The following is an 18,775-nucleotide window of genomic DNA, read 5'->3' as shown; positions in this document are numbered from 1 at the left end:
CCCTCCAGTCCGTCAACTGGAGGGCGTCGGAGTTCATTCAGGACCGCGTACGGCGGGAGCGCGTCGCGGCGATCACCGCGATGCCAGCCGTGATCAAAGCCAGCGCAGCGAGCAGCAGACCCGCGCCGACCGAGCTACCGCTGTCGCCGAGTTCACCGCCAGGCTTCTCTGGCGTGGTCGGCGGTGGCGTCGGCCGACCCGGCTGCGGCGGCGTGACCTTCACCGTGACCGAGCTCTTGTTGTCGTTCGGGTCCGGATCTGGTGTGGTCGACTCCACCGTCGCAGCGTTCGTCACCGAGGTTCCGCCGTACGTCGTGTCGACCACGACGTCCAGTGCGACCCGTGCCGTCGTACCCGGGTTGATCCGGCCGACCGCACAGGTGACGTTCTGGCCGTCGGCTGTGCAGTTCCCCGGTGTGCTGGTGAGCCGGAGTCCGTTCGCGAGTACGTCGGTCACCACCACGCCGGCCGCCGACGACGGGCCATCGTTGTGTACGGCGATCGCGTACCGCAGCGTGTGTCCGGCGACAACCGTCTCCGCCGAGGCGGTCTTGCTGACGCTCAGATTCGCGAACTGCTTGGTGCGGCCACTGACCTTCGCCTCGTTGTTCGGGACCACCGGGTCCGAGGTGGAGGAGCCGACGCGGGCGGTGTTCTCCAGCGTCCCGCTGTACCCGGGCACCACGGTCGCGTGGATCGTGGTCTTGATGGTGGCGCCTTCGGCGAGTACCGGCGTACCGCACTGGACCGTGCCGGCCTCCGGGGCGTCTGGTGCACCCGGTGCGAGCGGCGGCAGGATGATGCAGGAGCCGCCGGTCGCGGTGACGTTGGTCAGGCCGCGGGGCAGCTCGTCGGTGATCTCCACCAGGCGGGCGTCGGACGGGCCGTTGTTCTTCACCGTCAGCGTGTACGTCACCGACTGACCGGACACCGGTTCGGCCGGCGACATCGTCTTGGTGATCGCCAGGTCCGCCAGCACGGTCACCGGCGACTCGACCGTGCCCGTGTTGTTCTCAGGGTCAGGATCGGCCGTCGGCGACGTGGCGGTCGCGGTGTTGGTCAGGCTCGCCCCGTCGTACCCCGAGGCGAGGCGCACGCGCAGCGCGACGACCTGCTGCCCGATCGGCAGGTCACCCAGCGCGCAGCGCACCGCCCGGCCCTCGACCGTGCAGCCCGCCGGCGCGGAGCTGATGGTCAGCCCAGCGGGCACCGTGTCGGCCAGGACCACCGCACGCGCGGTCGACGGACCCGCGTTGGTCACGACGATGTTGTAGTCGAACGTGCTGCCCGGTGTGACGCCGGCCGGGTCTGAGGTCTTCGTGACGCTCAGGTCCGCCTGCGTCTCGACCGGAGTCGTCACCGTGGAACTGTTGTTGCTCTCGTCCGGATCGGGCACCGGCGAGGTCGCCGTCGCGGTGTTCGCCAGCGACTTCCCTTGGTACGCCGTATCGAGCGCCGCCGTGATCACCACGGTCGCCGTCTCACCCGCGGCGATCGTGCCGAGCGCACAGCTGATGTCCTGGCCGGCTGTCGTGCAGGCGCCCTGCGTCGGGTCGGCCGTGGTCAGCGTCAGTCCGGTCGGCAGACTGTCAGCGGCCGTGACCGCCGTGGCATCGGACGGACCGTGGTTGACCACCGTCAACCGATAAGTGACACCGCCACCGGCGACGACCGTCGCTTCGTCGCTGGTCTTGATCACCTCGACGTCCGCGACCCGCTGCACCTCGCTGGTCACCGAATCCTCGTTGTTCGAGGGATCCGGATCCGTCGTCGTGCTGGTCACCGTGGTGCTGTTCGTGACCGCCGCGGTCTGCCCAGCGGCGACCGCCACCCGGATCACGACCACCGCGTTGCCACCGGCCGCGACCGTCCCCAACGCGCACGTCACGGTCGGCCCCGGCGTCGTGCAGGTGCCGTCCGCACTGGTTGCCTGCAGCACCGACAGCCCGGCCGGTACGGCGTCCGACACGGACACTGCCTCCGCCGTCGACGGACCGTCGTTGTGCACCGTCAGCGTGTAGACCGCCTCGCCACCGGCGATCAGCGAGGCCGGCGCCACCGTCTTCACGATCGACAGGTCGGCGGCCGTGGTCACCGTGGTCTCGGCCGAGTCGCTGTTGTTCCGGTCGTTCGGGTCCGGCGTCTGTGAGCTGATCGTCGCGTTGTTCACCAGCGTTCCGGCGGGCTGGTCCGGCGACACTGTCACAACTACCGTGACGGTCGCGTCGTCACCCGGCGCCATCCGGCCGACCGGGCAACTGACGACCGGCTCGGACAGTGCGGGGTTCTGGGTGCAAGCGCCACCAGGCCCGGTTCCGCGAACGAACGCCGTACCCGATGGCAGGGTGTCGGTGATCACCGCACCGACCGCGTCCGAAGGTCCGGTGTTGTGGACCGCGAGGGTGTAGGTCAGTTGGTTGCCTGCGACAACGGTCGCGGGCGCGGTCTTGGTGACGGACAGGTCAGCCTCGGCTCGCACGCTCGGCGTGGTGGTCGAGGTGTTGTCGGAGGTCGTCGGATCCGTCGGAGTCTCCGAGTCGGCTGTCGCGGTGTTGCCCAGCTCTCCTGGCTCGGTGGAGGCGGCGACCGTCCCGGTCACCGTGACCACGAAGCTGTCGCCGGCCGCGAGAGTCGCCGCCCGGCAGCGCACCTGGCCACCTGCGGTCGTACAGGTCGCGCCGCCGGTCGCACTCGCCGACACCCCGGTCACCGCATCCGGTACGTCGTCCACCGCCGTGACGCCCTGCGCGTCCGACGGTCCGGTGTTCCGGACCGTCAGCCGGTAAGTGATCGCCTTACCCGCGATCACCGGGTCCGGTGCGGCGGTCTTCGTGATCGTGATGTTGGCCTGCGCAGCGGTCGTCAGCGTGTACGTGGCCGAGTTGTTCTCGTCGACGGGGTCAGGCGTCGGCGACGCGACGGTCGCCGTGTTGGCGAGATCGTTCGGTGGCGCACCTGACGGAACGTTTGCCACCACAGTCACGGTGACGACGTCACCCGGCGCCACCGTGCCGAGTGAACAGCTGACGGTGCCGCCGGCCGCGGTGCAACTGCCGCTCGAGGTCGTTGACGAGACGTACTCCAGCGGCGCCGGCACCGGATCGGTCACCTTCACCGACTGCGCCGCGGACGGGCCGTTGTTCGTCACGGTCAGCGTGTAGGTCAGCGGCGCGCCGGCATGCACGGGGACCGGCTGAGCGGTCTTGGTGATCGCCAGATCGGCGCTCGCCGTGACCTTGTCCGTGGTCCGTCCGGTGTTGTTCGAGTCGTCCGGGTCAGGCGTCGTACTGCCGGCGGTCGCGGCGTTCGTGAGCTCGCCGACCGCCTTCGGCGACACGGTCCCGGTCACCGTGACCGTCGCGGTCGATCCGGCCGTCAGGTCACCCAACGCACACGCGACCTGCCCGGAGCTCACCGCGCACGACCCTGCCGAGGTGTCCGCGGTGATCCCGGTGACGGCCGCCGGCACGTCGTCCTTCAGCTGCACGGCCTTCGCATCCGAAGGACCCGCGTTCCGCACCTTGATCTGATAGGTGATCGGCTCTCCGGCGACGACAGGCTTCGTCAGCGTGGTCTTGGTGACCACCACATCGGCCTTGGCCGCGCCGGGAGTCACCGTCACGGTGCCCGTGTTGTTCGAGTCCTCCGGGTCGGGGGTGTCGCTGTTCACCTTCGCCGTGTTCTTCAGCGCGCCGCCGGTAAAACCGGAGTCCAGTGTCGCCGCGATCCGCACCGTCACGCTCGCCCCGGCCGCGAGGCGTGCCAGCGTGCAGCTGACGTGCTGGCCGGCCGTCGCGCAGTTCGCATCCGACTGGACGCCGGTGATCGCGAACGCCGTCGGGACCGTGTCGGCGACCCGCACCTGCTCGGCGTCCGACGGTCCGTCGTTCCGGATGGTCAGCGTGAACACGACGGACTCACCCGGTGCGGGACTCGCCGGCTCCACGGACTTGACCAGCGCGAGGTCCGCCGTACGGGTCACGTCGGTGGTGACCGAGGACGTGTTGTTGTCCGGGTTCGGATCGGAGGTCGAGGTGGTCACCGTGGCGACGTTGGTCAGGCTCGTGGCGGTACTCGCGGAGGAAACCTTGACCACGACGGTGATCGTGGCGCTCGCCCCGGAGGCGATGGTCCCGAGCTCGCAGGTGGTCGACGCACACGTGCCCTGCGTAGGCGTCGCGGACACGAGCTGGACGCCGCCGGGCAACGTGTCCGTGACCGTCACATCGCGCGCGGGACTCGGGCCGTTGTTGCGGGCAACCAACGTGTAGGTGAGGTTGCCGCCGGCCGCGACCGGGTCGGGCTTCGCGGTCTTGGTGATCGACACGTCGGCCTCGGCCGCGACCGGAGTGTGCACCTCGTCGGTCCGGTACGTGTACTGCTTGTTCAGCGTCTCGGCCGTGTAGTCGAGCAGACCCGTGTTGTCCAGTGTGGTCCCGGCCGCGGCCTTGTCGACGGTCACGCGGAACCGCACCGTACTGCTCTGGTCCTTCGTCAACCGGCCGCCCGTCGTGGCGTTCGCACCGGTGCCGACCCGGAACCGGACCAGCCGCGAGCTTCCGTCGTACTCCGCCTGGTCGTCACCGGATCGATCGGTCTTGGCACCGGAACCTGCGCCGGAGACCACGCCGAGCGAGCCCGGGACGTACGTCGTGTTCGCGGGCAGCGGATCGCGCACCGTCGCACCGAGCGCGTCGTCGTCACCGGTGTTGCTGTAGCTCAGCGTGTATTCGAGGGTGTCCCCAACTTTCGCCGGCTCGTTGCCGGACAGGTTCCGGACCGTCTTCGTGCCGAGGATGGTCGGCGCGTACAGGTCGATCTGGGTGGTCAGCGCGGCCGGGTAGTACACGTCACCGGTGCTGGCGAAGGTCAGGTCGGCACTGGTCGAGTTGTTCGGCAGGATGCCGGCGGCGTCCACCACCTTGGCATCCATGCCCAGGTTGTTCACGGCGGCCGGGGACCGGTCGGTGAGGTTCGTACCGCCGTCGGTGATGCGGCTGCCGTAGAAGTTCGCGGACGGGTTCTGGGTGTCGGCGAGCCGGGTGCCGTTGACCGCGAAATAGTCGCCGGTGATGCCGGCGTCCCCTTCGTACGTGACGCTGCCGAACCGGGCGTTCACCGCACCGCTCGGCGGCGCCAGGAAGCCGGAGATGTTCGTCCGCACCGGCTCGCCGCTACTCACCTTCGCGTACCCGTTGAAGACGCTCAGATCGCGCAACGGCTCGTCGGCCTGCTGATAGGCGATCACCAGGCTCCACCCGGCGTACCGGTCGGCCCCCGTCCCGGTCGCCACGTCGGCGCCCCAGTACTGACCGTTGCCCCCGGCCCGCACCAGGTCGGTGACATCCAGGTACGACGAGTAGTCGTTCTTCGACCCGGTGTTCAGCAGGTCGGTCCGGCTGGCGGTGACAGTCTGGTACTTCGTCTCGCCGGGCACGCGCAGGCGCATCGTCGTACCGTCGTCGGTGCTGGCCGTGCCGCCCTTGCCGGCGCCGCGGGCGGCACCCCAGAACAGGCCGGCGTACAGCACCTGCGCGCCGGAGGGCAGACTGACGCCCGCGCTCGATGACGACCTGGTGGACGGGTCGGAGTCCGTGTCCAGGAGCTCCATCGTCCAGTCGTTGTTGTTCGCCGACGAGCTCCCACCGGCCAGCGACGCGCGACAGGCCGCAGACGTCCGATCGCAGGTCAGCAGGCTGTTGCCGGTAATCCGGATCGCGCCGTTCGTCTGCGCGCCGAACACCTTGCCGAACTCCCGGACGGTGTCCGCCCTGGCCGTTGCCGGCAGCACCAACCCGGAGGTGAGAACGAGCAGCAGAGCGAGCAGCATCCGCACCCGAGCGGCCATCTGAAGTCCCCGTTTCTGTCAGCAGTCGCCCGCCAGACCTACCACACAACAGACCTCAGAGTAACCATCTCACTACCGTATGTGGCAACATCTCGTTGCCAGCTCCCCCTATCTCCCCCCACCGGCCACCCACCCCCCGCCCGCGCCGCGGCCCCAGACCAGCACACCCAACCCCCGCCACCTGCCGCCTCCCGCCCCCACCCCGAGCCCCCGAGCACCGGCCGCAGTCGCTCGCCGAGTCGTGAGGATCGGTTGCCGATTCTGAGCCGCACTCCACGACTCGGCGGACGTGGTACCAACCAATCGGCACGACTCGGGGACAACCGGCCCCCACCACCCCACCCCCAGCACCTCACCCCACCCGAGCACCCGTGTACCCGTGTACCCGTGTACCGGCCGCAGTCGCTCGCCGAGTCGTGAGCATCGGTTGCCGATTCTCAGCCGCACCCCACGACTCGGCGGACGCGGTACCAACCAATCGGCACGACTCGGGGACAACCGGCCCCCACCACCCCAACCCCAGCACCTCACCCCACCCGAGCACCCGAGCACCCGAGCACCCGAGCACCCGAGCACCCGTGTACCGGAGTACCGGCCGCAGCCGCTCGCCGAGTCGTGAGCATCGGTTGCCGATTCTGAGCCGCACTCCACGACTCGGCGGACGCGGCACCAACCAATCGGCACGACTCGGGGACAACCGGCCCCCACCACCCCAACCCCAGCATCTCACCCCACCCGAGCACCCGTGTACCGGAGTACCGGCCGCAATCGCTCGCCGAGTCGTGAGCATCGGTTGCCGATTCTGAGCCGCACCCCACGACTCGGCGGAGGTGGCACCAACCAATCGGCACGACTCGGGGTGGGAGCGGGCCGCTTGACACGACTCACCGTTGACGCGTGGCGGAGACAGGCGCGCCGGAGACGAGCGCGGCGCGGGGTGAACGCGTTCCGGGTGACGGACGTGTCGCGGGGCCGGCAGGTGCCGGGGGCGAACGCGGCGCGGGAGCGGGCACGTCGCGAGGGCGCGAACGCGACGCGGGAGCGGGCACGTCGCGAGGGCGCGAACGCGGCGCGGGGGCGGGCGCGTTGCGGGGGCGGGCGCGTTGCGGGGCGGGCGCGTTGCGGGGCGGGCGCGTTGCGGGGCGGGCGCGTTGCGGGGCGGGCGCGTTGCGGCGGGCGCGTTGCGGGGCGGGCGTGTTGCCGGGGGCGGATGTGGTCCGGGCTCGTGGGGAATGCGGGTGGTGTGGGGGTCAGGTGATAGGGGCTTGGGTGGCTTGTAGGAGTTCGGGGCGGGTTACGCTGGAGGCCAGTTCGACCAAGGCGAAGGGTCGACCTCGTCGTCGTAGGGGAACGGCCCGACGCCCAGGACACCGTTTTCCGCCTGCACCGTGACCGACGACCCGGCCCGCAGGTAGTTCGGGACCAGCAACGGCAGACCGATGCCGAGGTTCACGTATTCGCCGTGGTTCAGCTCGGTGGCCGCCTGCGCGGCCATCTGGTCACGTCCAAGGCATGTCACGTCTCCCGCGGCCGGGTCGTGCGCTTCTCGATACTCTTCCGCGCCGCCTGCTCGGCGGTCAGCGGTACGACGCGCTGCACGAACACGCCCGGCAGATGGATCGCGTCCGGCGCGAGCTCGCCGGTCTCCACGACCCGCTCGGCCTCGACGATCGTCAGCCGCCCGGCCATCGCCGCGACCGGGTTGAAGTTCCGCGCCGCCGCATGGAAGACGCAGTTCCCGGCCCGATCGGCGACCGCGGCCCGGACCAGTGCCACGTCGGTGACGATCGCCTCCTCCAGCACCATCTCGCGGCCCTGGATCGTCCGTACCTCCTTGGCCGGTGACGCGACCGCGACCGTCCCGTCCGGCGCGTACCGCCACGGCAGGCCGCCTTCGGAGACCAACGTGCCGACCCCGGTCGGCGTGAAGAACGCACCGATACCGGCCCCGCCCGCGCGCAGCCGCTCAGCCAGCGTGCCCTGCGGGGTCAGCTCGACCGTCAGCTCCCCCGCCAGGTACTGACGAGCGAATTCCTTGTTCTCCCCGACGTACGACGCGATCACCCGGCTGATCCGGCCGCGTTCGAGGAGCAGCCCGAGACCGGCGCCGTCGACACCGCAGTTGTTCGAGACGACTGTCAGATCACCGGCACCCTGCTCGAGCAACGCCTCGATCAGGAACCACGGAATCCCCGCCAGCCCGAACCCACCGACCGCGAGACTGGTCCCGTCCGGCAGGTCGGCGACCGCCTCGGCCGGAGTCGCGACCACCTTGTCCACACTCATGCGCCGTCCTCCTGGAGGTGGGCGATGACGGCCGTCGTCACCACGTCCGGTCGTTCCGCGGCGGGTGGGGTCGCGACCTCCGGGACGACGAGAAGTTTGCCGTCAGCAACCGACGTGGCGATCCGCTCCAACTGCCACGGCGGGGTGGCCGGGTCGTCGACGCTGGCGATCGCGAGGGTCGGTGCGGTGATCAGCGGCAGGTCGTCGACGAGGTCCATCGCGGCGATCACCTCGCAACAGGCGACGTATGCGGCGCGTGGGTTCGCGGCGACCATTCCCTCGGACTCCTTGCGGACCCGCGGGTTGCGAAGCCGACGACCTGGAAATGCCGCTCCCACTCGGCGCGATTGGCGTCCCACATCTCCCACCTTGACCCGAGCGAGTTCGCCAGTACGACGGGTGGCGCGCCGGGGCGGCCGCTGACAGTGTGGGCGACTCTCATCGGACGGCCTCGAGGATCGCCTCGATGCCCTGACCGCCGCCGATGCAGAGCGTCTCCAGCGCGTACCGGCCGTTGCGCCGGCGCAATTCGCTGTACCAGCTCGGTGAGCACGGCGGTGGCGGGGTCGGCCGCGGACAGAGCGGAGAGCGCGCCGCCGAAGCGACCCGCCGGAGTACGGATCGGTTCACAGATCACGACGTCGCTCATGGCTTCGACGGTAGGCCGCCGGGACCGATATGGAGAAATACACATTTACGCTTGATCGAGACTCTGCCAATATCAATCGGGTGGAGCTACGCCATCTGCGGTACTTCGTCGCAGTCGCCGAGGAACGACATTTCGGCCGCGCGGCGGCCCGTCTGCACATGGCCCAGCCGCCGCTGTCCCAGCAGATCCGTCAGCTCGAGAGCGAGCTCGGCCTGCAACTCCTCCGCCGTACGACGCGACGCGTCGAGCTGACGCCCGCGGGCGAGGCGTACCTGGTCCGCGCCCGGCAGATCATCGCCGCGGTGACGTCGGCCGCGGGCGAGGCACAGCGGGTCGCCGCGGGTCTGCAGGGCCGGTTGGTGATCGGGTGCGTCGGCTCGGCGACGTACAGCCTGCTGCCGCAACTGGTGCGGACGTTGCGTGACGAACTACCGAGCGTCGAGGTGGCGGTCCACGGCGAGATGCTCGCGCCGGACCAGGTACGGGCGCTGGGGGACGGGCGGATCGATCTCGGCCTGCTGCGACCACCCGTCGAGGACGAGTCACTGCACGTCGAGGTACTGCGGGCCGACCAGCTGATCGTGGCGATGCCGGACGGGCATCGGCTGGCCGGGCGGCGCCGGGTGCGGCTGGCCGATTTGGCCGACGAGGACTTCGTGATCCACGCCGGCGGCGGGCGATCGGTGATGCACGACACGGTGCTCGCGCGCTGCCGGGAGGCGGGATTCGAGCCGCGTGTCCGGCACGAGGTGGCGGAGACGTCGACGCTGGTGACGTTCGTCGCGGCGGGGCTCGGAATTGCCGTCGTACCGGCACCGGTGGCGGAGCTGATGGTGCCCGGCGTCGCCTACCGCACGCTCGGCGGGCAGGCTGCGGTGGAGTTGGCTGTGGCGACGCGCGTGGACGACAAGGCGCCGCACCTGCAGCGGGCGCTGGCCGTCCTGACCGGACTGGTTCAGTAGAACCCGTCGCGGCCCTGGGCATCGTGCCGGCGGATCCCGCCAAGCAACCGGAGGTACGTCGCCACTCCCGACGGACCGGCTGCGACCATCGTCGTAGCCGGTCCACCCCTTAGGAGTTCCCGATGCTCTTCCACGTCCACATGCAGGTCAGCCTCCCCGCCGACATGGATCCCGCCGTCCGGGCTGACCTCGTCGCCCGCGAACGCTCACGGGCCATCAAGCTCCAGGAGTCCGGGGTGTGGCCGCAGCTGTGGCGGATCGTGGGCGAGTACGCGAACATCAGCATCTTCGACGTCGAGTCGAACGACGAACTGCACGACCTGCTGTCGAGCCTGCCGATGTTCCCGTACATGAAGCTCCAGGTCACCCCGTTGGCGAAGCACCCGTCGAAGATCTGAGGGTCAGCTCGACCTCGTTGCGGCGCAGGGTGAGGTGACCGCCGGCGGCCTCGGCGCACCGGCGGGCGATGTCCAGCCCCAGGCCGGTCGAACCACGGTCACTGCGCCCGCGCTCGCCCGCACCGAGCGGGATCCCGGGACCTTCGTCGGCGACCACGATCCGGACGCCGGAATCCGTCGGCGTCACCGTGATACGCGCCGGAGTCCCGTCCGGGGTGTGCGCGACGACGTTCTCGACCAGTGCGTCGAGTGCCGCGCCGAGGTCCTCGGCCGACGACCGGACCGGCGCCGCGGACCTCGGCAGGTCGAGCGTCAGTTCCCGGCCCTGATCCTCGAACAGCGGCGCCCAGAAGGCCGCTCGCTGCCGCGTCACGTCGACCGCGTCGCAGTGCGGCACACGGCCCTCGCGCTGCGGCCGCCGCGCCGCGCTGATCACCGCGGTGAGCGTCCGCTCGAGAGCAGTGACCTGGGTGTTGAGTTCCTCGGCGCTCTCGCGATCCGGCAGCGCCTCGACCTGCAGCCGGAGCGCGGTCAACGGCGTGCGCAACCGGTGCGACAGGTCCGCGACCGCCTCGCGCTCGACCGCGATCACCTCGTCGATCCGGTCGGCGAGCCCGTTCAGCGCGGCGCCGACCTTCGCCACCTCGGTCGGGCCGGTGGTCGGCGCGCGGGCTTCCATGTCGCCCTGGGCCAGCCGCTCCGCCGTACTCGCGGTCTCTTCCAATGGGCGCGCCATCCGTCGTGACACCAGCTCGGCGCCGACGATGCTGAGCAGGAGGACGAGCAGGCTTCCGCCGACGAGGATCAGGACCCGCGGCACGAGTCCGTCGTACAGCTCGTCGTTCGTCAGGTACAGGCAGACGGACGCGGGGCCTTGCGGCGTACCGACGCCGACGTCGACCGCGAGACCGTCGTCGAGGCCGCGGTAGTCCGCGTCGCCGACCTTCGGCGGGCCCTTCCGGCCGTCGTCATCACCGTCGCCGTACCCGGCCGGCACGTCCTTCGGCGTCGGCACCCCGCCCGGCGGTGGGCTCCCGAGGATCGTCCCGTCGGCCATCCGCACCGAGATCTGCCCCGGCCCGTCCGGCAACCCGTCGAGGTACGCCGTGATGTCGTCGGCCGTGTGGTCCCGGTCGCCGACGTAGTACGCCACCGCCTCGGCCCGGTACCGCGCCTTGTCCTTCGACTCGTTGGCGGTCGTGGTCCGCAGCAACAACACCAGCGGTACGGCGAACGCCAGCACCACCAGCGTGGTCATGCCGACCGAGAGGAACAGGATCCGGCGGCGCATACTCAGCTGTCCGCCTCGGCGAGCTTGATCCCGACACCACGGACACTGTGCAGGAAACGCGGTTCCGCCGCCGTTTCCCCGAGTTTCCGCCGCAACCACGACAGGTGGACGTCGACCGTCCGGTCACCACCGCCCCACGGCAGACCCCAGACCTCCGCGAGCAACTCCCGCTTCGTCACCACGGCCCCCGGCCGCCGCGACAACGCGAGCAGCAGGTCGAACTCCTTCCGGGTCAGATCCACCGCCGCCCCGTCGACCGTCACCTCGCGGCTGCGCGGGTCGATCCGCAGCCCACCGATCTCCACGGTCGACTCCGCCTGCGGATCCTGCCCGAGCCTCCGCAGTACGGCCCGAATCCGCGCATCCATCTGCGCCGCACTGAACGGTTTGATCACGTAGTCGTCCGCGCCGGCATCCAGCAGCCGTACGACGCTGGCGTCGTCGTCCCGGGCCGTCGCCACGATCACCGGGACGTCACTGACGGCACGCACCATGGCGAGCACGTCCCGCCCGTCGAGATCCGGCAGGCCGAGATCGAGCAGCAGCACCTCGGGCTTCTCGCGCGCCACGGCGGCGACCCCGTCGGCACCGGCCGCGACCGCGGAAACGACATGCCCGGCCGCCGTCAGCGACTTTCCCAACGACGCCCGAATCGCGTCATCGTCCTCGACCAGCAACACCCGAGCCATGCCCCGAGCGTATCCGCCATCCCCTCAAGCCCAGCTCAAGCCGCGGTTAAGCTCACGCCCGCCTCCGCCCCGCGGCGCGGGTCGCGCGGTCCGCGGCGCCGCTCCCGGGGGTCCGCGGCGCCGGTCGGGTAACTTTTGGCCGCCAGATGGCACTTTCTTTCCCTAAAGCTGCGACTCTCCGAGGCGCCGGCTCACGGGAGTGAGTTCCGTGGGGTGGAGGTGCGGGTTCCGCGGCAGGGCTCCGGGCACTGGCGCCGGATGCGGATTCCTGGCGGCTCAGGGTGGGGGTGGTTTGAGACCGGAGGTTCGGAGTTCGAGGGTGGCGAGCTCGGTGATGACGGTGCGGTCGCCTTCGCGCCAGGCGGCGACCGGGTCGTCGGAGATCCGCGCGAGTTTGTGCATCGGCTGGTTCGCCATCGCCCGCAGCGCGAACAGATCCAGGTCCGCCGCATTGTCGATGAACTTCTGCGCCGCGGACGCCCGCCGCGAGAACCGGATCCGCCGCGGCAACCAGATCAGCAACGCGAACAGCACCGGTAACCCGATCGTCAGCCCGGCGAGCAGGTACGCGAGCTGCTCGACCGCATGCGCCTGATCCCGCCCCGCCTGCGCCAGCTTCCCCGCCGCCCCCGCGGCCCCGTCGATCGGCGCCCGCAGTTGGTCCCCCACCGCCGGTACCTTTCCGATCGGCTCCGACATCCGCCGCAGATCCCCGGCCAGCCCGTCCCCCGCCTCAGCCGCCTTCCGCCCCGGCGTCCCCAACGCATCCGTGATCCGGAACACGAGCAGCCCGAGCTCGACACACAGCCAGACCCACCCGACCAACACCAGATCGCCCACCACCTGCCCAACCCGCTGCACCCCCACATCGGAGTAGAGCTTCACCACACCGCCCTTCCTGACCCCGGCTCTCGTCGGCCGCGACACTAGCGCGGCCACCACCACACCAACAGCCCCACGCGCCGCCCCGAAGACATGTACCCGTCCACCGAGCCCACCACGCCCCAAGCCACACTCACCAACAAGTGCGGCCACTCAGGCCGGTACGCCGGCTCACGACGAGACGCCGCACGGAAAGCACCCAGCGCGCCGAGCTGATACACACGCAGGTCCGCACCGCGAGCTGCAAACACGCTCGACCAGCACACCAGCGAGGCCCTCGGCACCGGAGCGCGGCAGCCTCCTCGCGCCACCAGCCCACCAGTCCCGCCGCGACGGACACCGACCAGCACGCCCGCGCCGACGACAGCCCACACTCCGGCGACGGCCGGAAAACCCACACCTGGGCGGCCAGGAGCACGCGGAGCAGGACCATCCGAGAAGCGCGGCGACGACGCAGCGCGCGGGATAGACAGTTCGCGGGAAGGACAGCAGTTACAGGTTGGTGCGGAGGTTCCAGAGGAGGGGGTAGTAGCGGAGGTCGAGGCGGCTGCGGAGGTAGTTGGCGCCGGAGGAGCCGCCGGTGCCGGGTTTGGTGCCGATCATACGTTCGACCATGACGACGTGGCGGGCGCGCCAGGCGGCGGCGAGTTCGTCGTGCTGGACGAGGGCTTCGGCGAGTTCCCAGATGGCGGCGTACTGCGAGCGGTCGCCGGCGATCTTGCGGAGGGCGGCGCGGAGGTTGTCCTCGGTGGTGGTGTCGAAACCGGCGGCCCGGAGTACTTCGAGATACGCGTCCCACAAGGTCGGTTCTTCGAGGCGCAGGCGCAACCGTTCCTGTTCCGCCTCGGTCAGCCCGCGGAACCGGCGTACGAACGACGGGTCCTTCGCCCCGGACAGGAACTCGATCTCGCGGTACTGCACCGACTGGAACCCGGACGCCGGCGACAACCGGTGCCGGAACTCCCCGAAGTCCTGCGGTGTCATCGTCTCCAGTACGTCCACCTGCTGGATCAGCACCCGCTCGACGGTGTGCACCCGCCGCAGCAGATGGTCGGCCAGCCAGAGCTCGCCGGACAGCATCGCGTCTCGGGACGCCGTCAGCTCGTGCAGGATCTGCTTGAACCACAGCTCGTACACCTGGTGGATGGTGATGAACAGCAGCTCGTCGTGCGCGGGCGGCTCGGACTCGAGGCGCTGCTGGTCGAGCAGCTCGGTCAGCCGCAGATAGCTCCCGTAGGTCAGCCGCCCACCGTCCTCACCGAAATGGACGTCGACCCCACCCCACTGCCCCGCCACCCCGTCACCAGCACTCATGACACGGAGACTAACCGACCAGTCCGTGACTGGTCAGTGATTCATTCGTTGACCTAGGCGTAGAGGCCAAGTCGAGGAGTTGCATGTCCGCCACGGTCGAGACACCGATCGTCCCGGGACCGGTTCAGGGTCCCACCAGGGAAGAGCCGTTGATCGAGGCGTTGCTGCTCGACGACTACCGGTCACTGGTCCACCTCGCCTATCTGATCCTCCCGCCTGCGATCAGCCGGGCGAGGCGGGTGGCGGCGGCGCATGCGGTGGTCCACCGGGCGCTCCCGCCGGGGCTCGAACTGCCGGGTGAGCTCGAGCTGCCGTCGAGTCTCGTCGTCGCGTGGGACCTGCGCGTCCCCGCGACCCGGCACCGGGAGTTCCTGCGGCGCCGCGTCATCCAGGAGGCGACCCGCGAGGCGGACCGCCGGCCGGTACTGGCGCGGCTCGGGAGCGTGCTCGCCCCCGCCGACGGTCTCGGCTTCGACCCGTGCGCGACTCGGCCCGACCGCACCGCCTTGCGGCGCCGCCGCGCCCGCGGCCGCCGGGTGACGATCGCCACCACGATCCTGCTGACCACCGTCGTACTCGCGGCCTTGCTGCTGTCCTGACTTCTTGACGGGGTGCAGTCCGGCCCTTACCTTCAGTGACACCGCATTCTTCCTACCGCCCCAGGGAGATCCGTGATGCCAGTTGGAATCGTTTCCAGCACCGTTGTTTCCGCCCTCGCCCTGCTGATCGCACCGCTCGGCGCGCCCCCACCGGCGCCGGCCTCCGAGACCCCACCGGTGAACATGTCCACTCAGGCAACGATCTGCAACAAGTACTGCGACGCCCGCGACCCCGCCCTGGCACCCAAGGACCGGACGCCGGTCTCCACCACTCTGTTCGGCCGCACGATCACCCTGCACATCGATGACGACGATGCGATGGGCTGGGCCTCGATCGCGAGCGGCAGCCCCGGCGACGAGGTCTGGCTGGACCGTTCGATGGACGGCGGCCGCACCTGGGCCTCCGGCAGCCGCCTCGGCAACACCGCGATCCCGGCCGGGCAGACCGGATGGCGCACGCTGATGTACAACGCCGACGACTGGAACAACCTCGGCGTCGGTGCCCTCCGCGCCTGCGGCAAGGCCGGCGACCGCGCCGACATCGCCTGTACGCCGTGGGCTCGGCCCACCTGGAACGCCTGGGACCGCCGCACCGCGGCCGCGACAGCGCTGATGCAGAACTACAACCTCAGCACCGGCTTGTTCGACACCACCGGCTGGTGGAACTCCGCCAACGCCCTGAACGCGCTGATCGACAACATCCGGGTCAGCGGCATGCACAGCTACGAGTATGCGATCGCCCGCACGTACGACCTCAACCTGAACCAGTTCGAGGGTCAGTTCCGCAACGACTACATCGACGACACCGGGTGGTGGGGTCTCGCGTGGGTCGCGGCGTACGACCTGACCGGTGATGCGAGGTACCTGCAGACCGCGCGGGTGGACGCCGACCACATGGCGGCGTACTGGGACAGCACCTGTGGCGGCGGCGTGTGGTGGAGCGAGGCGAAGACGTACAAGAACGCGATCACGAACTCGCTCTACATTCAGCTCAGCGCACAGCTGCACACCCGGATCTCCGGCGACAGCACGTACCTGCAGCGCGCGCAGGCCGGCTGGAACTGGTTCCAGCACAGCGGCATGATCAACGGCTCGAACCTGGTCAACGACGGCCTCGACACGGCCACCTGCAAGAACAACGGCCAGACGGTGTGGACGTACAACCAAGGTGTGCTCATCGGTGCGCTCACCGAGTTGTCGAAGGCAACGAACAACTCGGCGTACCTGACCACCGCGCGCCAGCTCGCCGATGCGGGTACGACGGCCGCCTCGTTGCACACCTCTGACGGCATCCTCCGCGAACCGTGCGAGAACGGTGACTGCGGCGGCGACGGCCCGTCCTTCAAGGGCGCGTACTCGCGGGGCCTTGGGAAACTCAATGCAGCGCTTTCCGACCACCCGTACACGGCGTACCTGCAAGGTCAGGCCGATCGTGCGTTCAGCGCGGACCGTACGCCGATGGACCAGTACGGACTGCGCTGGTACGGACCGGTCGACAAACTTGACGCCGCGCGTCAGCAGTCCGCGCTCGACCTGCTCAACGCGGCCCCCTGACGGCGGTACGTTCGCGGTGTGACGACGATCTTCGAGCGCGCCGACTGCACCCTGACGCTGCGGATCGGCGACCGGATCGAGTACACGGTCGACGGCGGCGGTCGCCAGATCGTCATCGGTACGCCGCTCGAAGGTCTCGCCACGCTGACCGCCTCCCTCGGCCAGTCCGCCACGCTCACCGAAGCCAGCCGGGCCGCCGCCGTACGCGACGGGTTCGACCAGTACAACCCCGGGAGCATCGCCTCGGAGGTCCGCCGCTGGTGTCATCAGGCGGGCCTGTCGTCGACGTGGCAGGTCGACGGACGCCGTACCCACCGCGAACACATCCTCGCGGCAATCCCGCAGCCCGGCACCGACCGCAGAGTCACGCTCTCCGTGGCGTTCTGGACCGCGGGCGACGGCGACGAGTTCTCGTTCACCGAGCAGTACCGCAGGCCGACCGAGATCCTCGGCTACAGCTTCGGAATCGGTCTCCGGTACGACCTCCTGCCACGCCTCACGTCGTACCTCGAAGGAGATCGCGGAACGACGGGCGACCCGGAGGAACGCCTCGTCGCGGTCCTCGGCGAACTGGTTGCCCAAGGCACCATCAATCCGCTGGCCGGCCAGGGCAAGCTGCGCGAGCTGTTCGAGTCCTGGTGCCACGAGGCCGGTATCGACACCCGTCATCGCCACCGCGGGACCGACCGCCGCGAGACGCTGGTCACGGTCGGCACTCGGCCGGACCAGATCGCCACGGTCTCGTTCTCGATCAGTTCGTCTAGCCGGGAGGCCGGTATCCAGGAGGCGTACGGCACCGCGGACGAGAGCTGGCGGGACGCGCTCTACCAGTTGCGGTTCGGGCCTGACGAGCTCCCCAAACTCCATGCCTGGTTGACGAATCGGGTCGGTCCGATGGACGAACGGCTCGGCCCGGACGACGCAGTGGTGGCCGCCTTGCGAGTGCTCGCCGAACGTGGCGAGCTGACACCGCGGCGCCCGATGGAGGTTCGCGACCGGGTCGCGGGCTGGCTGACCGAGGCCGGTATGGCGTTCCGCAGCTACGGGTCGGCGTGGCGCGAGACACTGCTGCGCGTGCACCGGCAGCCGAACGACTGCATCTTCACGTTGTCGCTGACGATCGATCCCGCGGACCGCGACAAGGGCATCACGTTCACCGAGTTCTACGACTACGGACCGAGCGGCGACGATCCCGGCCGCGAGTACGGGTACAGCGTGCATGCGCCGTACGACGCCCTGGACACCTTGGCGAACGCCTACGCGCCCGGTACCCAAGGGCCCGCGCAGGATCGGCTCGTGAACGCTTTCAAGGATCTGGTCGCGACTGGGGAGCTCGGCGACCAGAGAGTGCTGAAGGCCAACCAGGAGACGGTACTCCGAGGATTCGAAGCCGCCGGAGTCACGGCGACTCCGGACGTGTGGGTGTGGCTCAACTCCGACTGACACCCGCACGCTGACGACCGTGACCGACGAGTAATGCCATGATGGCCGCATGGAGCTGAAGCTGTCGGCGTCGTACGACGCCACCCCTGAGGAAGTGTTCGCGATCGTCACCGACACCACGTTCCGCGAGCAGGCCTGCGAGCGGACCAAGGCGCTGTCGTACGACGTCCAGGTGAGCACGTCCGGCGCCGACACGGTGGTCCGCGTCCGGCGCGAGATGCCGGCCACCGACATCCCGGACATGGCCCGGAAGTTCGTCGGCGAGACGCTCACCGTCGTCCAGACCGAGACCTGGCACGCGGCCGCCGCGGACGGTTCGCGGACCGCGGACGTGGCCGGCGAGATCAGCAACACCCCGGTCACGCTGAAGGGCACCGCGAGCATCACCCCGAACGGCGCTCAGACCGTCCAGGCGATCGACCTCGACGTCAAGGTCGCCGTACCGCTGATCGGGAAGAAGATGGAGCCCTTCGTCGTCGACGCCATCCGCGCCGGCCTGGTGAAGGAGCACGACCTCGGCCGCGAGTGGAGCGCGAAGTAACCCGTGTCGCTGCGCTGACCTGATCACCTCCGGTGGCAACCTGAAAACAAGAGTCGCACCGGAGGTGACCTGTCGTCATGCGAAGTTCCCTGCGAAAGACCCGCGACCGCACCGTCCCCATCGCGGCCCCCGACACCGACCAGTACTGCGCCTTCTGCGCCACGGTCATGCCGTTCGAACGCCTCGACCCCACGGACTACCAGGTCGACGAGCCCAGCGAATGGATCTGCACCACCTGCGGCTCCGCCCTCCTGGTGGACCCACCAACCCAGGAAGTCACCCGAACCGCCTGACCCGAACCGCCTGACCCGCCCGCCTG

At 69.8% G+C, this 18,775-nt stretch carries 15 protein-coding genes; 7 read left to right on the top strand and 8 right to left on the bottom strand.

Annotation, left to right across the window (positions count from 1 at the left end):
- Nucleotides 1-37 precede the first annotated feature (37 nt).
- The 4 genes from ACFYRH_RS31425 to ACFYRH_RS31410 form a co-directional block, all read right to left on the bottom strand.
- A complete protein-coding gene (locus ACFYRH_RS31425; RefSeq protein ID WP_387782904.1) occupies nt 38-5,848 on the bottom strand; it encodes a hypothetical protein in 5,811 nt (1,936 codons plus the stop codon).
- Nucleotides 5,849-7,142: 1,294 nt separating this feature from the next.
- Entirely contained in the window at nt 7,143-7,343 is a 201-nt protein-coding gene (locus ACFYRH_RS31420; RefSeq protein WP_387782902.1) for a CoA-transferase, read from the bottom strand.
- 20 nt (nt 7,344-7,363) lie between these two features.
- On the bottom strand, nt 7,364-8,134 hold the full coding sequence (locus ACFYRH_RS31415) for a CoA transferase subunit A (protein WP_387782900.1): 771 nt from the start codon (nt 8,132-8,134) through the stop codon (nt 7,364-7,366).
- Nucleotides 8,131-8,409, bottom strand: a complete 279-nt coding sequence (locus tag ACFYRH_RS31410; protein WP_387782898.1) for a hypothetical protein — start codon at nt 8,407-8,409, stop codon at nt 8,131-8,133. Before ACFYRH_RS31410 ends, ACFYRH_RS31415 begins: the two co-directional genes overlap by 4 nt.
- A 454-nt stretch (nt 8,410-8,863) precedes the next feature.
- On the opposite strand from ACFYRH_RS31410, the gene ACFYRH_RS31405 reads away from it, so the two are divergent.
- Both ACFYRH_RS31405 and catC read left to right on the top strand, forming a co-directional pair.
- Nucleotides 8,864-9,745 carry a LysR substrate-binding domain-containing protein gene (locus ACFYRH_RS31405; RefSeq protein WP_387782896.1) on the top strand — a complete coding sequence of 294 codons (882 nt, stop codon included), beginning with the start codon at nt 8,864-8,866 and terminating at the stop codon, nt 9,743-9,745.
- A gap of 122 nt (nt 9,746-9,867) precedes the next feature.
- Nucleotides 9,868-10,143 carry a muconolactone Delta-isomerase gene (gene catC / locus ACFYRH_RS31400; protein ID WP_387782894.1) on the top strand — a complete coding sequence of 92 codons (276 nt, stop codon included), beginning with the start codon at nt 9,868-9,870 and terminating at the stop codon, nt 10,141-10,143.
- On the opposite strand, the gene ACFYRH_RS31395 is transcribed toward catC, so the two are convergent.
- From ACFYRH_RS31395 to ACFYRH_RS31380, 4 genes are all read right to left on the bottom strand, one after another.
- Entirely contained in the window at nt 10,109-11,434 is a 1,326-nt protein-coding gene (locus tag ACFYRH_RS31395; RefSeq protein ID WP_387782892.1) for a sensor histidine kinase, read from the bottom strand. The genes catC and ACFYRH_RS31395 overlap by 35 nt on opposite strands.
- A gap of 2 nt (nt 11,435-11,436) precedes the next feature.
- Nucleotides 11,437-12,123 carry a response regulator transcription factor gene (locus ACFYRH_RS31390; protein ID WP_387782890.1) on the bottom strand — a complete coding sequence of 229 codons (687 nt, stop codon included), beginning with the start codon at nt 12,121-12,123 and terminating at the stop codon, nt 11,437-11,439.
- Between the two features lie 276 nt (nt 12,124-12,399).
- The gene (locus ACFYRH_RS31385; protein ID WP_387782888.1) at nt 12,400-13,011 is read right to left on the bottom strand and encodes a hypothetical protein; all 612 of its coding nucleotides are present in this window, start codon (nt 13,009-13,011) and stop codon (nt 12,400-12,402) included.
- 486 nt (nt 13,012-13,497) lie between these two features.
- Nucleotides 13,498-14,319 carry a tryptophan 2,3-dioxygenase gene (locus tag ACFYRH_RS31380; RefSeq protein WP_387782886.1) on the bottom strand — a complete coding sequence of 274 codons (822 nt, stop codon included), beginning with the start codon at nt 14,317-14,319 and terminating at the stop codon, nt 13,498-13,500.
- Between the two features lie 83 nt (nt 14,320-14,402).
- Between ACFYRH_RS31380 and ACFYRH_RS31375 the strand changes: the two genes are divergently transcribed.
- The 5 genes from ACFYRH_RS31375 to ACFYRH_RS31355 all read left to right on the top strand — a co-directional run bounded on the left by ACFYRH_RS31375 (nt 14,403) and on the right by ACFYRH_RS31355 (nt 18,749).
- Complete coding sequence (locus ACFYRH_RS31375; protein ID WP_387782884.1) at nt 14,403-14,918, top strand: hypothetical protein; 516 nt, start codon at nt 14,403-14,405, stop codon at nt 14,916-14,918.
- Between the two features lie 75 nt (nt 14,919-14,993).
- Nucleotides 14,994-16,472: a glycoside hydrolase family 76 protein gene (locus ACFYRH_RS31370; RefSeq protein WP_387782882.1), complete on the top strand. Its 1,479-nt coding sequence runs from the start codon at nt 14,994-14,996 to the stop codon at nt 16,470-16,472.
- A gap of 18 nt (nt 16,473-16,490) precedes the next feature.
- The gene (locus tag ACFYRH_RS31365; RefSeq protein WP_387782880.1) at nt 16,491-17,915 is read left to right on the top strand and encodes a hypothetical protein; all 1,425 of its coding nucleotides are present in this window, start codon (nt 16,491-16,493) and stop codon (nt 17,913-17,915) included.
- A gap of 49 nt (nt 17,916-17,964) precedes the next feature.
- Nucleotides 17,965-18,456, top strand: coding sequence for a DUF2505 domain-containing protein (locus ACFYRH_RS31360; protein WP_387782878.1), 492 nt, complete (start codon nt 17,965-17,967; stop codon nt 18,454-18,456).
- 77 nt (nt 18,457-18,533) lie between these two features.
- Entirely contained in the window at nt 18,534-18,749 is a 216-nt protein-coding gene (locus tag ACFYRH_RS31355) for a hypothetical protein (protein WP_387782876.1), read from the top strand.
- Nucleotides 18,750-18,775: the final 26 nt, after the last annotated feature.

It is taken from the genome of Kribbella sp. NPDC004875 (assembly GCF_042873375.1).
GTDB lineage: Bacteria > Actinomycetota > Actinomycetes > Propionibacteriales > Kribbellaceae > Kribbella.
Note: the sequence above shows the minus strand (reverse complement) of the source record. Positions and strands in the feature narration are given on the sequence as shown.

Excerpts from the sequence above, each read along its gene's own strand:
- ACFYRH_RS31395 (WP_387782892.1), bottom strand. The coding sequence starts at position 11,434 with ATGCGCCGCCGGATCCTGTTCCTCTCGGTCGGCATGACCACGCTGGTG.
- ACFYRH_RS31425 (WP_387782904.1), bottom strand. The coding sequence starts at position 5,848 with ATGGCCGCTCGGGTGCGGATGCTGCTCGCTCTGCTGCTCGTTCTCACC.
- ACFYRH_RS31375 (WP_387782884.1), top strand. The coding sequence starts at position 14,403 with ATGTCCGCCACGGTCGAGACACCGATCGTCCCGGGACCGGTTCAGGGT.
- ACFYRH_RS31380 (WP_387782886.1), bottom strand. The coding sequence starts at position 14,319 with ATGAGTGCTGGTGACGGGGTGGCGGGGCAGTGGGGTGGGGTCGACGTC.
- ACFYRH_RS31390 (WP_387782890.1), bottom strand. The coding sequence starts at position 12,123 with ATGGCTCGGGTGTTGCTGGTCGAGGACGATGACGCGATTCGGGCGTCG.
- ACFYRH_RS31410 (WP_387782898.1), bottom strand. The coding sequence starts at position 8,409 with ATGGTCGCCGCGAACCCACGCGCCGCATACGTCGCCTGTTGCGAGGTG.
- ACFYRH_RS31355 (WP_387782876.1), top strand. The coding sequence starts at position 18,534 with ATGCGAAGTTCCCTGCGAAAGACCCGCGACCGCACCGTCCCCATCGCG.
- ACFYRH_RS31360 (WP_387782878.1), top strand. The coding sequence starts at position 17,965 with ATGGAGCTGAAGCTGTCGGCGTCGTACGACGCCACCCCTGAGGAAGTG.
- ACFYRH_RS31370 (WP_387782882.1), top strand. The coding sequence starts at position 14,994 with ATGCCAGTTGGAATCGTTTCCAGCACCGTTGTTTCCGCCCTCGCCCTG.
- catC (WP_387782894.1), top strand. The coding sequence starts at position 9,868 with ATGCTCTTCCACGTCCACATGCAGGTCAGCCTCCCCGCCGACATGGAT.
- ACFYRH_RS31420 (WP_387782902.1), bottom strand. The coding sequence starts at position 7,343 with ATGGCCGCGCAGGCGGCCACCGAGCTGAACCACGGCGAATACGTGAAC.
- ACFYRH_RS31415 (WP_387782900.1), bottom strand. The coding sequence starts at position 8,134 with ATGAGTGTGGACAAGGTGGTCGCGACTCCGGCCGAGGCGGTCGCCGAC.